The sequence below is a fragment of the Bradyrhizobium sp. USDA 327 genome, from assembly GCF_041262065.1.
Lineage (GTDB): Bacteria > Pseudomonadota > Alphaproteobacteria > Rhizobiales > Xanthobacteraceae > Bradyrhizobium > Bradyrhizobium liaoningense.
In genome coordinates, this window is record NZ_JBGCCW010000001.1 from 5718306 (window position 1) to 5731405 (window position 13100).

Genomic DNA, 13100 nt, shown 5'->3' on the forward strand with positions numbered 1-13100 from the left:
TTCTCTCAAGTCTTTGTGAGATCGGCCTCGACCAATGCGCGCAGCTCGGCCGTGACCTCGGGCCGGCGGCCGAACCACAGCTCGAAGCCGCGCACCGCCTGATGCAGCAGCATGCCGAGCCCGTCGGCGGTCTTCAGGCCGCGCGCCGTTGCTGCGGCCAGCAGCGGCGTCACCAGAGGAACATAGACGATGTCGGCAACGACGGCCGTTTGCGGCAGGCGCGCGACATCAACATCGAGCGAAGGCTGGCCATGCATGCCGAGCGAGGTCGTGTTCACGAGAAGTTTTACGCGCGGCAGCACGTCGTTGATCGCATCCCACGGCAGCGGACGCACGTTCGGCCCGAACTGCCTTGCCAGCGTCTCGGCCCGCGCGACGGTGCGATTGGCGACATGCACGCATTTGATGCCGCGTTCCAGCAGGCCGAACACGACCGCACGCGCGGAGCCTCCGGCGCCCAGCACCAGCGCCTCCTCGGCCGCGCCCCAGCCGGGCGCGCTGGCGTCGAGATTGTTGATGAAACCTTCGACATCGGTGTTGGTCGAACGCAGCTCGCCGTCGGCAAACCACAGCGTGTTCGCAGCGCCCACCGCCGTTGCGCGGGCGTCAGGCGTCGACAGCGCCAGCACGCTTTCCTTGTGCGGGATAGTGACGTTGGCCCCGACGAAGCCGCGGAGCGACAGCCGCAGCACGAAATCGCGCAGATTCTCGGGCGGCACCGCCTCGATGACGTAGCCGCCTTCAATGCCGAGCGTGCGCAGCCAGTAGTGGTGGATCAGCGGCGAGCGCGAATGCGCGGCCGGCCATCCGATCAGACAGGCTGCGGGAGCCTTGGTCAGGGTCATCCGTCCCTCGGGAAGTGTGGGAGGCGATCCATTTCGCGTCCCGCAGGCCCTGTCAAGACGCCGGCCCGCGAGGCCGCGGCAGGGTCGGTCAGATCGGCCGGCGGGATAACAGCGCCGTCAGCTCGCAGCAGCCTCGTCGGCGGCCCGGCCCTTGATGTCGGCGATGGCGCGCTCGAGGCTCGTGCGATAGCGCGCGCGCGGCGGCGTCACGCCATGGGTGAGCAGCGCGCGGCGGACCGTGGGCGAGGCCCCCGTGATGAACAGTTTGATGCCCTGGCGGTGCGCCTTGGCGGCGACGCGGCCGAGCACGTTGGCCGCGGTCGAATCCAGGAACGGCACCGCGGCGAAATCGACCACGAAGGCCTTGCGCCTGTCGGCGATGCCGTCGAGCACGCCGCCGATCGCCGAGGCCGCGCCGAAGAAGAACGCACCGCTGATGCGGTAGACCAGCACGTCGCGGTCGACCGCAAGGGCGGAATCGTAAGGAACGCGATCGCCATTGCCGTCGTCGGGGCGATCGGCCGCCACCAGCGGCGTGCGTTCCTCGATGCCGGTCATCTCCGCCATGCGATGGATGAACAGCACCGCGCCGAGCGCGAAGCCGACCAGGATGCCCTCGGTGAGATCGCGGAAGACCGTGAGCAGGAAGGTCGCGAGCAGCACGACGGCATCGCCCCATGACGAACGCAGGAGCGTGGCGAATTCGTGCTTCTCCGCCATGGTCCAGGCCACCACGACCAGCACGGAGGCGAGCGCGGCCAGCGGAATGTAGCTCGCCAGCGGCGCCGCGATCAGCATGAACAGCAGCAGGAACACCGAATGCAGCATCCCCGCCAGCGGTCCGCGCGCGCCGGCGCGGATGTTGGTGGCGGTGCGCGCGATCAGGCCGGTGACGCAGATGCCGCCGAACAGCGCCGAGCCGACATTGGCCGCTCCCTGCGCCACCAGCTCGCAATTGGAGCGATGACGGCGGCCGGTCATGCCGTCGGCGACCACCGCCGACAGCAGTGATTCGATGGCGGCCAGCAGCGCGAAGGCGATCGCATCCGGCAGCACCGCTCTTGCCTTCTCCAGCGAGAACGCCGGCAGCGCGGGCGAGGGCAATTCGCGCGGAATACCGCCGAAGCGCGAGCCGATGGTCTCGACCGGGAGCGACAGAACCGCAGCAGCAACCGCCGCAAACACGACCGCGATCAGAATGCCGGGCCAGGACGGCCGCCAGCGGCGCAAGCCGGCGATGATGGCGATGCTGACGATGGCGACAGCGACGGCGGACGGATTGATGGTGTTGAGGCCGCCGGCGAGCGCCATGAGCTTCGGCACGAACTCGCTGGGCTCTTTTCCTGCGAGCGTGATGCCTGAGAGATCGCGGAGCTGGCTGGCGAAGATGATCACGGCAATGCCGGCGGTGAAGCCGACCGTCACCGGATAGGGAATGAACTTGATATAGGTGCCGACCCGCAACAGCCCTGCGGCGATCAAGAACAGGCCCGCCATCATGGTGGCGAGGATGACGCCATCGACGCCCTGACGCTCCGCGGTCGCTGCGACCAAAACGATGAACGCGCCGGCCGGTCCGCCGATCTGGAACCGGCTGCCGCCGAGCAGGGAGGCGATGAAGCCGCCGACGACGGCGGTATAGAGACCGCGGTCCGGCGTCACACCCGAGGCGATCGCGATCGCCATCGACAGCGGCAGCGCGACGATCGCAACCGTCAGGCCGGCGAAGACGTCGGCACGGAAATCCGCGAGGCCGTAGCCTTCGCGCCAGACGGTGACGAGTTTTGGCAAATACAGTTCGGCGAAGGTCGGCTGACGCAGCTGGTGCAGCCGGCTTGCTTGATCGCTCGTGATGCTCATGCCCACAATGCTCCAAAGCATCGTGCGCACCCTCGCTCCCGAGGTGCGACGATGCGCTAGCCCATCCTAATCCCGGGCACGATCAACGCGCGATCATGCTCCGACGCGGCGCGGCTGCCCCGGCCCCTTCAGGCGAACGCCACGCCCGCCGCCGTCGCTGCGGGCCTGCTCGCCGATCAGCTCGACGCCGGCCCGGTCGAACGCCTCGACCACCTTGATCAGGGTTTCGACCACGCCACGAACATTGCGCGGTGCTGGCCTCCATCCGCTGGATGGTCGGCAGCGAAACGCCGGCGAGCTCGGCCAAGGTTTTCTGGTCAATGCCGAGCAGCGCGCGGGCTGCCCGCATCTGGAATGACGTGATCACCTTGGCCTCACATATCAGAGCTTATATATGATGCTTAGAACATATACAATGATGTATAATACATCATTATTGCTCAAATGCAAGGCTGTCTGCGCCGCCATCGCGAGGAGCTCTTGCGACAAAGCAATCGAGGCCGGCTCGTCTGAGACAGTCCGGGTTGCTTCGCTCGCAGCAATGACGAAAGGAGGCGGTTGGGCCGGATGGAACGCCACCCTCCTGGATACAGCCTTTCCACCCTCTCCCCGGTCTGAACAACCAGGGCGGGAGAGGGTGAGAGAGAGGGGTGCCTCCCTTCCAAATCACGCCGCGTGCTGATGCGCGGCGATGATCTGGTCGGCGGCGCGGCCGGTGACCTCGGCCATGTGGTCGAACTGGCGGGTGAAGCTGCCGGCGCCGGCTGTGGCCGAGCGCAGCTCGACGATCAGTTCCCCGATTTCGGCTTCGGGCATCATGGCGCGGACGCAGTCCCAGCCGCTCCAGCCCTCGCGGGTGTCGAAGCCGAGAATCTGGCCGCGCCGCGCCGACAGGATCGCGTTGATCTTGGCAGTGGCGTCGGTCGGGCAGACGATCTCGACCATGTGGATCGGCTCCAGCAAGACCGGCTGGCATTGCGGCAGGCCTTCGTTCAACCCGACCCGCGCGGCCGTACGGAAGGCGAGATCGGACGAGTCGACGCTATGATAGGAGCCGTCGGTCAGTGTCACCTCCACGTCGGTGACGGGGAAGCCGAGCGGGCCGCGCGCCAATCCGTCGACGACGCCTTCCTCCACCGCCGGGATGTAGTTGCGCGGCACCGCGCCGCCCACGACCTTCTCGCCGAACCTGAAGCCGTCGCCGCGCGGCAGCGGCCTGATGTCGAGCACGACGTCGCCGAACTGACCGTGGCCGCCTGACTGCTTCTTGTGCCGCCCGCGCTGGGTGATCGGCTTGCGGATGGTTTCCTGGTAGCCGATCCCGGGCGGATGCGAGGTGACCTTGACGCCGAAGCGATCGCGCAGCCGCTCGCCGGCCACGCGCAGGTGCATCTCGCCCTGCCCCCACAGCACGGTGTCATGGGTCTTGGCGTTCTGCACGACGACGAGTGACGGATCCTCCTCATGCAGCCGCGCCATCGACTGGCCGAGCTTGACGTCGTCCTTGCGATCGACGGCCGCGATCGAGATCGCGAGCACCGGCGGCGTCGGCTCGATCGTGATCAAGGCCGCGGGCGGCGTCTTGCCGTTCGACACCGTGTCGCCAGTCCTGATCGCATCGAGCTTGGCGAGCGCCACCGTGTCGCCGGCTTCGGCCGAGGCACGCTTGGTGTCGTAGGCGCCGTTGACGGCGAGGATGCCGGAGATGCGCCCCAAGCCCCCGGAGGCGGATTGCAGCGTCGCTCCGTCGTCGAGATGGCCGGCAAGCAGTCGCGTCAGCGACAGCTTTCCGCCATGCTGCGAATGCAGTGTCTTGAAGACGTAGCCGAGCGCGTCCCTGGTCTCGGGAACGCCGAGACGTTTCGCCGTCTCCGCGATGCCGGGCGCCTCGTGGCGCAGCGCCTTCATCAGGCGCAGCACGCCGTTCTCGCGCGCAGCCGAACCCAGCAGCACCGGGCAGATCACCCCTTCGCGCAGTTCGCGGGCGAGATCGTCGAACACGGCATCGCGCGGCGGCTGGATGTCCTCGAGCAGTTGCTCCATCAGCGCGTCGTCGTGATCGGCGAGCTTCTCCAGCATCGAGAAGCGGGCTTCCTTCTCGCGATCGAGATCGCCGCCTTCGAGCGCGATCACCTCGGAGGCCTTGTGCTCGCGATAGATGAAGGCGCGTTCCAGCGCGAGATCGACGAAGCCCTCGATCAACTCGTCCTTCCAGATCGGGATCTGGCGCAGCACCAGCGGCACGCGCGAGGCGGGCTGCAGCATTGCGAGCGTCTCGCGGATGCGCTGGCTGGCGCGGTCGATCTTGTTCAGGAACAGGAAACGCGGGACCTTCAGCTCCTCCAGCTCGCGCAGGATGATCTGAAGCTGCGGCAGCTTCTTCTCGTCGGCCTCACAGACCACGATGGCGGCGTCGACCGCGGGAAGCGCGGCGCGCATGTCGTGGGCAAACTCGACGGAACCGGGACAATCGAGAAAGGTGTAGCTGTCGCCCATGAAGCTCGTGGTCGCGGCAGTCAGACCGACGGTCATCTTGTGATGACGGGCCTCCGGCGTGGCGTCGCCGACGGAAGTTCCGGCATCGACGCTGCCGGCGCGCGGGATTGCACCCGTTCGCGCCAGGATTGCTTCGAGAAGTGTGGTTTTACCGCTTTGGAAAGGGCCCACCAGCGCGATGCACCGTGGACCTCGGGGACTTCTGACGTCTTGTCCCATTCGCCGCCTCCTTGGTGTGGAGCTCGGCCCGTGATTGGGTCGGCAAACGCCAATGCTCTGCCCGTCCCCGAGATTTGGCAAGCATCAAACGTCGCTGCGGTGCGTCGTCAGGCCTGATTCATCTCCCTCATCGCGATCGACAAGGACAGCGCCCCGTTAGTCGGCATCGAAAGCGAGCTGATGCAGCCCTGGTTCCTTTAAGCCGGCGCGTCAGCCGCCTCATTCGGCCCGGTCAATCATCCAGACCAGATTTCTCGCGACAGCCTCCGACGATCGCAACCTCCCCTCCTTCTTTAAGGCGATGAAGTCCTGCACGCCGGGAAATTCGGCACCGCGGATATTGGCTTGCATGTCCGTGTCGATAACACCCGGATTGAGATTGAACACCCGCCGCCCTTCCGTCTCCACCGCACGGACATAGCCTTCGAGCGCGGCCTTCGCCGCGCAATAGAGGGACCAATGCGGTATCGGCTTGGTCGCCGCTCCAGATGTCACATTAGCGATCTCGCCATTCGGGAAATTGCGCAGGAATGTCGTGATTGCGATGATTGGCGAAGTCACATTGACGGTGATCTCGAGCGAAATCTCGGTCGCGTCAAACGATGCCGCCGCAGCTATCGCCTGCGTCGCTGCGTTGTTGACGAACACCGCACGATCTGGATTTTCCGAACGCAACGACCTGAACGTGATATCCAACTTTTCGACGTCCATCGCGGAGAGATCGAACGCGGGCCGATTCAATTCCGCCACCAGCCACCCGATTCGCTCGAATTCCTGCTTGAGGGCCTTTCCGAGTCCCCTGCCCGTGCCCGTGATGATCGCAAGATTGGCCATTCTCAAAGCGGCTTTGCACAGAGGAAACCAGCCAGACTGGGCGTCAGATTGCGCGGCTTGAAACCCGGAGCGCTTTCTTCCTGGATGCGTGCGATGTGGAAACCCGCGTCGGCAAGCATCTTCTCGACCTCGACCGGGTGACGAATGAGGAAGATGTGGTCGGAATGGCCGGCATTGAGCGCCGCAGTGATGAAAGCCTGGCCGCCCGGACGGATCATGTCGAATAGCCAGCGGCAGAACTCGTGGGGATTTTCCAGGTGCTCAAGGACTTCTTGGCAAATCAGGAAATCCGCCTTGACGTCATAGCCGTGGCGGATGTCGCGATTTTCCAGCTTGTATCGAGGTCCGTAGCCGAACGATTTCATTACCTGACCGGTGTAGTCAAGCGAATGCTGGCTGATGTCGAAGCCAATACCCCGCATGTTCGGCTTGTTGTCCAAGGTGATCTTGGAATACATGCCGCAGCCGACGCCGACTTCGAAGAACACCCCGGCATCCTCGATCCGCGGCAAAACGCAAGTCGTGAATCCAATCAGCGTGAAGTAATGTTGAGGCCAGACGTAGTGCGAGAACCACAGACCCGGCAGATAGTTTCGAGTCATGTGGTCGGCATTGTCATAGAGCGCTGCACGCACCTCTTCATAGTTGGAAGCGCGATATTTTCCGCTTCGTTCGAACATGACCTGGTGGCGCATGGAATCATTTGCAAACTCCGCGTAGCAACCCAGAGCGTCCATCAGCCGATCCGATAAGGGGGTACCGATTTCACCATACATCCCCTCAATGGCCGGCACGGCTTCGTCGACCCAACGCGGCCCGAACCTTTTTTCCGCGGTAAGAAAGGGTGTCGCGAGAACCGGGTAATCCTCCCGCATTTTGTCGCAGATGGCAGTCCATTTTTGCAGATTATTCAACAAATTGGCCTCGGTTGTCCTGTGGATCGCAAAGTATCACCAGAATCCCGTCGCGTACAAGTTGAGCAGGAACTTCGGTAATCGGCCACACGCCCGCTGCCTGCCACCGGGTTGTATCTGGCCGTCTTAGCTCGTCAGGACTTTACCAACGTTTAGTTGGGCTTTGACTGCCATACCAACTTCATGGCAATAACCTGGCAACACCCGGCAACAATCTGGAAATACCGAGTTACATTCCATCGCTTCATCGCCACACAACTGGACCGGCCGCGAATGTTGACGGCATTTCACATTGGCCAGACGCATCGCCTGGCGATTCCGATTACTCTGGTAGACTTGGCACGATATATCGAGTTGTCGGGCGACCGTGCTCCTCTGCACGTTGATGCGGAATTCGCTAAGGCCGCGGGCTTCGATGGCGTGGTCGTGCACGGCGCCTATCTTATGGCCCTGGTGTCGCGCCTGGTCGGAACGGAGTTCCCGGGAGCTTGGTCGATCCTCGAACGGGCTGATATGGCCTTTCGCAAGCCATGCTACGCGCCCTGTGAGGTTACGGTCGCTGCGACGGTCAGGCAGATCAGCGAGGCCGTGGCGACGATTGTCTTGGACATTGCGATCACCGACGAGAACGGGACCGTTCTGGCGTCGGGCAAGACCTGGCATCGCATCTTGGACTCAGAGCCGCTGCAAATGAAAAGACTGGTCGCAGCTCCCCACTGACAGTCACGCTCTCACTGGAACCTGACGAAATGGACTCGCTCAACTTGCCGCAAGCCTGGGAACTGGCTGACTTGCCGTTCCATCGGTTGATTTCGCTTGGCCGGCGCGTCGAACGAAAGGACCGGCAGCCGAGCTTGCGGATTGCGCTCCTCGGAGATGCGGCCACCCAACATTACGGACAGGCACTCGCCGCCACCTTGAAATTGAGGGGTTGGTGGCCGGAGATCTACGAGGCCGAGTTCGATACGATACGCCAGGAGATACTCAACCCGGCGAGCGAACTCTATCGCTTCGAGCCGGAAGTGGTCATCCTGTTCACGGCAACGCAGGCACTCTACCACCGCTTTGCGCGAAGTGCCGGCAAGGCCGCCTTCGCGGATAATGTCAGCAGCGAGATCGTCGAGCTGTGGAGGCAGATAAGGTCGCGCAGTAACGCCATCCTGGTTCAGCACAATTTCGTGGTTCCGCTCAATCGTCCGTTCGGCAACCGCACTGCGAGTGAGCGCGAGACTTTGACGTCGACCGTAGCCCGGATCAACCAAAGCCTTCTCGACGCCGCTTCCGAGCATGGAGTGAAGATCGTCGACACCGAGTTTCAGGCCAGCTACCACGGCAAGCGCCATTGGCTCGACGAGCGGCTCTGGTGCCAGGCGAAGCAGGCATTGTCCCCGTCCTTCATTCCTTCACTGGTTAAGAACGTCAGCGATACCATACTGGTGGAGCGCGGCGCTGGCATCAAATGCGTGATCGTCGATCTCGACAATACGATGTGGGGAGGCATTCTGGCTGAGGACGGCGCGGATCGGATCGAGGTTGGGCAGACTGAACTGGGGCTTGCTTTCCAGCGCTTCCAGATCGCTCTGCTCGAACTGAAGTCTCGCGGCGTCCTGCTGGCGGTCTGCAGCAAGAACGACCAGGCGAACGTAACGGACGTCCTGAAAAATCATCCAGACATGATCTTGCGTTGGGATGATTTCGCGACCGTCGTCGCCAATTTCGGCGACAAGGCCAGCAATATTCTCGCGATCCGGGAAAAGTTGAACCTTGGTCTGGACAGCTTCGTCTTCCTCGACGACACCGCTTTCGAGCGATCTCTCATCCGAACGGCCTTTCCTGCGATGCAGGTGCCGGAGCTGTCGACCGATCCCGCCGACTTTGTCAGCGACCTGGCCCGCTGGAATTTGTTCGAAGGCCGGTCGGCAACGGCCGAAGATCTGGCCCGGCTCGCCTATTATCAAGCGGACGACCAGCGTCAGTCGCTCAAAGAGAAGTTCCACGGGCTCGACGACTTCATCGCCGAACTCGGGATGGAGGCGCATGTCCTGCCGTTCGACAGCTACGCGCTGCCCCGTGTCCTTCAGCTTGTCCAGCGGAGCAACCAATTCAACCTCACGACGATCCGGCACAGCGAGGCCGATCTGCGCCAGCTTGCCGCTGATCGAGACGTCGCGGCTTTCTGCATCCGCCTGGCCGACCGGCTCGGCGACAACGGCATCATCGCGACGGTGATCTTGAGGAAGTCGGGCACCGATGCCGTGGTCGACACGTGGATCATGAGTTGCCGCGTGCTTGGACGCCGCGTCGAGGACCTGACGGTTCAGCTTATGGCCGAAAAGGCCCGGGAGCTGGGCTGCCGCAGGCTGGTCGGGCGCTACAGCCCGACCACGAAGAACGGCATCGTCGAAAATCTCTATCCGCAGCAAGGTTTCGCTGCGGCCGGCGAAGAAGGGACAACGCGCCTCTATTCGCTGGATCTCGCCCAATACCAGCTCCAGTCCATCCCGATCATCATTCACGAACCAGAGCCACAATCATAATGAGCGATTTTGAAACACGCGTACAGAACGTCTTTCGCGAGGTGTTCGACAATCCGGGCTTGAACATCTATCGGGAGATGCAGGCAAAGGACGTCGTCGGTTGGGATTCGCTGAATCACATCACCCTGATCATGACGCTCGAGGAAACCTTCAAGGTGAAGTTCAGCACCCGCGAGGTGATGGGCTTCCAGAACGTCGGTGAGATGATGGACTGCTTGCGCGGGAAGCTCCCGGCGTAGCCAATGGCGTTCAGCGATCTGCGTTACCTGCTGGTTCTTGGAATTGTGACGCTGATCGTGCACGCCATTCCGCAGGGCGCGCCACGCCTGCTCGCGACGGCCTTCATCAGCCTGCTCTTCTATGTCAGCCTCAATCCTGGCACGTGGTACGTGCTGGTCGCAGTCGCCACGCTGGCCTATTTCTCCGGACTCGTCCTGTCTCGCGTGCCCGAGGGCCGGGCGCGGGGTATGCTGTTTGCGGCGCTCCTGACGGCGACCCTCCTGCCGCTGCTGTTCTTCAAGTACGCAGCAACCGCCTATCATCTGCTGCCACCCGACGGCGATCTGGCGGTCCGATGGTCGACGATGGCCAACGTCATCCTGCCGATCGGCATCTCGTTCTATTCGTTTCTCGCAGCCGGATACGTCATTGACGTTTTTGTCGGAAGCCAGCCGGCCGAAAGGAACGCAATCCGATTCGGCGCAGTGATGTTTTTCTTCCCGCATTTGACTGCCGGTCCGATCGAGCGCGCCCGGCATTTGCTGCCGCAACTCGGAAATCTCGGCGTGTTCAACTACGAACGCGCGGTTACCGGCCTGCGCGCCATCCTCACCGGCCTGTTCCTCAAGATCGTCGTCGCCGATACGCTGGCACCTTATGTTGACGCCGTCTATTCGGCGCCCCGCAATCACGGGGCCGTCGACCTGGCGCTCGCCACCATCTATTTTTCATTTCAGGTCTACGCAGATTTCGCCGGCTACTCATTGATCGCGATCGGAAGTGCCCGCCTGCTGGGTATCGAACTCACGATCAATTTCATGCAACCCTGGCTTAGCCAGAATCTGCCCGACTACTGGCGGCGCTGGCACATCAGCCTGTCCTCCTGGTTTCGCGACTATGTTTTCATGCCATTGCAGTTCCAGGCGAGGCGTTGGGGGAAGTATGGTCTTGCTGGCGCACTGGTCTTTACGTTCGTGTTGGTCGGCATCTGGCACGGCGCCGGATTCAACTTCGCCGTTTTCGGCTTGATCCACGGTGTCCTCGTCGCCTTTTCGACGCTCACCTTTGCCCGGCGCGATCGATTCTGGCGATCCCGCGTTCCACTACCGGTGTTGCTGGTGCTGCGTGCCACGACGACCTTCCTGATCGTCACCCTGACGTTCATCCTGTTTCGCGCCAGCGGCCTGAGGGAAGCGCTTTGGATCTACAAGGCGCTCGTCACCGGGGCTGAGGGCGTCCGAACGGTCGCGCTGACGAAGCCCCTGATCGTCATCGCGACAGTGGTCGCATACGACCTCCTGGTCACATGGGCCAAGGATGCCAAGCGCTTCCCCGTTTGGCTCCGCTGGTCAGGCTATTACGCCGGCGTTGTGTGCATCGTCGCCGCAACGATCGAGCACGTTCTACAGGCGTCTTCGAATGTCCAGCAGTTCATCTATTTCAAATTTTAGTGCCCTCACTGGAGCTAACTCGCCCAAGCGCTTCGTCTTGCGGCTGGTCATGTTCCTGTTGCCGTTAGCCGCAATCGTAGTTCCCGGACTAGGAATCCCTTTTGTGTGCGGCGAACTGCTGCCAGTCAGCACTGTCGCATGGCTGCAAAGCAGCGGAATGCCCTTTATATTTCTCCCGAAGCTTTCGGATCATTCATACCGATTGAAGGTCGATGCGGTTCTCCAGAGGAAACCGGAGGCGGTGGCGATGGGGTCCTCACGCGCAAATCAGTGGCGCAGCGCTATGTTCCATCCTACACCGTTTTACAATGCTGCAAACGCGGCTTTTGTGGTCCGTGACTTCGCTCGCATGCTCGAGGAATTCGGTGACTTCAGCCCTCGCATTATCATTTTCTCGATCGACTATTTCCCTTTCGTTCCCGCATTCGAAACAACCTACATACCTCAATCCCGCGGCGAGATAGGCGGCTGGGCGACACCTGAACAGATCCGCATTATCCACGGCGTATTCGACGAGCTGGTACGCACCCGCCGTTTTCCCTGGCCCTCTCACAATGGCACCCCCGCATTGGGTCTATCGGCGATACAGACGGGCTCTGGATTTCGCCTTGACGGATCCTACAATTACGGATCTCGCGCGTTGGATGACGGAACGGCCAGCGTTTCTGCAATCGAGGCAGGAAAGCAATGGCCTCTCGTTCCCGCCCAGCATCTCGACAGTTCTATTCTCCGGGACTTCGAACGCTTCACCGAGTTGGCAAGGCAGAAAGGCATCGCGCTGGTAGGGGTGACCATGCCGTACATCCCCAAGGTGCGCGACACCATAGAGCGATCATCGCATTACGGGGCGTGGAAACAGTTCCGATCGGCGGAAACGCAGGAATGGATCCGAAAGCAGGGCGTGCTCTATTTTGATTTCAGCGAACTGGAGAGTTTTGGTGGCCAACCGGATGAATTTGCCGATCCCTACCATCCGAGCGAACCGGCTTACATTAGGATGCTGCTTTCGATGCTAACCGACGAGAGATTTCGCGCTCTGTTTCCAGACATCGATGCTCACGACCTTCAGGAAAGACTGAAACACGCTACTCGGCTAGAGGTCTATCGAGACAAGTGGCCCGCGAACTAACGCCCCGGACGCAGTTCCAGGCTTTCTAGGCCGGCGGCGATGTTGAGGCCGACCTGGCCCTGCACGCTGAGCGGCTGGAGCGCGATCGAGTTGTTGGAGCCGCCGACCAGCACGTTGCCGCCAAGTCCGACACCGACCGAGGCGCTGCCCTGCGCGCCCGCGTAGTTGCCGGAGAGGTCGCCGGGGCCGAGCCGGTCGACCGGTGCGAACACGCCCCAGGCCAGGGCCGTCTCCTGGGTGATGCCGATGTCGAGGCCGACCTTGCGGATGGTCGCGACGTAGCGGTCGTCGGGCAAGCCGTCGGCGCGCAGCACACAGCCGAGATGGGTCACCGATCCCACGATGAAGCCGACACTGGCGCCGCCGCGGCACTCGAGCACGCCGACCCGCGCCATCCGCTGCTGCGCGCCACCGTTCGCTACGGAGGCAAGGAGGCTGGCGGCGGTGAGCCCTGCGAGGAGGAATGAACGGCGCATGAAATGTCTCCGGCGATGATGTGATGCGAGCAGAGAGAGCGCCCCACCCGTGTTGCGTGATGGTCTATGCCACAACAGCCGTGGTGGTGCCAGATCGCGCACGAGGATAAGCGTGCAAAC

The 13100-nt window shown here is 62.5% G+C and carries 11 protein-coding genes and 1 pseudogene; 5 read left to right on the forward strand and 7 right to left on the reverse strand.

Annotation, left to right across the window (positions count from 1 at the left end):
* Window positions 1–5: 5 nt before the first annotated feature.
* From ABIA42_RS26960 to ABIA42_RS26985, 6 genes and pseudogenes are all read right to left on the reverse strand, one after another.
* Window positions 6–845, reverse strand: coding sequence for a shikimate dehydrogenase (locus tag ABIA42_RS26960; RefSeq protein ID WP_271532102.1), 840 nt, complete (start codon window positions 843–845; stop codon window positions 6–8).
* A 117-nt stretch (window positions 846–962) separates the two neighbouring features.
* Window positions 963–2705 carry a SulP family inorganic anion transporter gene (locus tag ABIA42_RS26965; RefSeq protein WP_271532100.1) on the reverse strand — a complete coding sequence of 581 codons (1743 nt, stop codon included), beginning with the start codon at window positions 2703–2705 and terminating at the stop codon, window positions 963–965.
* 93 nt (window positions 2706–2798) lie between these two features.
* Window positions 2799–3072 (reverse strand): annotated as a pseudogene (locus ABIA42_RS26970) (helix-turn-helix domain-containing protein).
* Window positions 3073–3371: 299 nt separating this feature from the next.
* On the reverse strand, window positions 3372–5420 hold the full coding sequence (locus ABIA42_RS26975; protein ID WP_370119419.1) for an elongation factor G: 2049 nt from the start codon (window positions 5418–5420) through the stop codon (window positions 3372–3374).
* A 219-nt stretch (window positions 5421–5639) separates the two neighbouring features.
* Window positions 5640–6254 carry an SDR family NAD(P)-dependent oxidoreductase gene (locus tag ABIA42_RS26980; RefSeq protein WP_370119416.1) on the reverse strand — a complete coding sequence of 205 codons (615 nt, stop codon included), beginning with the start codon at window positions 6252–6254 and terminating at the stop codon, window positions 5640–5642.
* Between the two features lie 2 nt (window positions 6255–6256).
* Complete coding sequence (locus ABIA42_RS26985) at window positions 6257–7171, reverse strand: methyltransferase (RefSeq protein WP_370119413.1); 915 nt, start codon at window positions 7169–7171, stop codon at window positions 6257–6259.
* A gap of 153 nt (window positions 7172–7324) precedes the next feature.
* Here ABIA42_RS26985 and ABIA42_RS26990 point away from each other — a divergent pair, with 153 nt between their 5' ends.
* From ABIA42_RS26990 to ABIA42_RS27010, 5 genes are read left to right on the forward strand one after another with little or no spacing between them, the layout of a single operon-like run.
* Window positions 7325–7888: a MaoC/PaaZ C-terminal domain-containing protein gene (locus tag ABIA42_RS26990; protein ID WP_370119410.1), complete on the forward strand. Its 564-nt coding sequence runs from the start codon at window positions 7325–7327 to the stop codon at window positions 7886–7888.
* A 29-nt stretch (window positions 7889–7917) separates the two neighbouring features.
* Window positions 7918–9705, forward strand: a complete 1788-nt coding sequence (locus ABIA42_RS26995; protein ID WP_370143670.1) for an HAD-IIIC family phosphatase — start codon at window positions 7918–7920, stop codon at window positions 9703–9705.
* Entirely contained in the window at window positions 9705–9944 is a 240-nt protein-coding gene (locus ABIA42_RS27000; protein ID WP_370119404.1) for an acyl carrier protein, read from the forward strand. The genes ABIA42_RS26995 and ABIA42_RS27000 overlap by 1 nt, the downstream gene beginning before the upstream one ends.
* A 3-nt stretch (window positions 9945–9947) precedes the next feature.
* Window positions 9948–11375, forward strand: coding sequence for an MBOAT family protein (locus ABIA42_RS27005; RefSeq protein WP_370119402.1), 1428 nt, complete (start codon window positions 9948–9950; stop codon window positions 11373–11375).
* Window positions 11344–12504 carry a hypothetical protein gene (locus ABIA42_RS27010; protein WP_370143671.1) on the forward strand — a complete coding sequence of 387 codons (1161 nt, stop codon included), beginning with the start codon at window positions 11344–11346 and terminating at the stop codon, window positions 12502–12504. Before ABIA42_RS27005 ends, ABIA42_RS27010 begins: the two co-directional genes overlap by 32 nt.
* Here the strand turns inward: ABIA42_RS27010 and ABIA42_RS27015 are convergent.
* Complete coding sequence (locus tag ABIA42_RS27015; protein WP_370119388.1) at window positions 12501–12980, reverse strand: DUF992 domain-containing protein; 480 nt, start codon at window positions 12978–12980, stop codon at window positions 12501–12503. The genes ABIA42_RS27010 and ABIA42_RS27015 overlap by 4 nt on opposite strands.
* Window positions 12981–13100 lie beyond the last annotated feature (120 nt).

Bases quoted from the DNA above. Each gene is read 5' to 3' on its own strand.
- ABIA42_RS26960 (WP_271532102.1), bottom strand. From the start codon at position 845: ATGACCCTGACCAAGGCTCCCGCAGCCTGTCTGATCGGATGGCCGGCC.
- ABIA42_RS26965 (WP_271532100.1), bottom strand. From the start codon at position 2,705: ATGAGCATCACGAGCGATCAAGCAAGCCGGCTGCACCAGCTGCGTCAG.
- ABIA42_RS26975 (WP_370119419.1), bottom strand. From the start codon at position 5,420: ATGGGACAAGACGTCAGAAGTCCCCGAGGTCCACGGTGCATCGCGCTG.
- ABIA42_RS26980 (WP_370119416.1), bottom strand. From the start codon at position 6,254: ATGGCCAATCTTGCGATCATCACGGGCACGGGCAGGGGACTCGGAAAG.
- ABIA42_RS26995 (WP_370143670.1), top strand. From the start codon at position 7,918: ATGGACTCGCTCAACTTGCCGCAAGCCTGGGAACTGGCTGACTTGCCG.
- ABIA42_RS27000 (WP_370119404.1), top strand. From the start codon at position 9,705: ATGAGCGATTTTGAAACACGCGTACAGAACGTCTTTCGCGAGGTGTTC.
- ABIA42_RS27005 (WP_370119402.1), top strand. From the start codon at position 9,948: ATGGCGTTCAGCGATCTGCGTTACCTGCTGGTTCTTGGAATTGTGACG.
- ABIA42_RS27010 (WP_370143671.1), top strand. From the start codon at position 11,344: ATGTCCAGCAGTTCATCTATTTCAAATTTTAGTGCCCTCACTGGAGCT.
- ABIA42_RS27015 (WP_370119388.1), bottom strand. From the start codon at position 12,980: ATGCGCCGTTCATTCCTCCTCGCAGGGCTCACCGCCGCCAGCCTCCTT.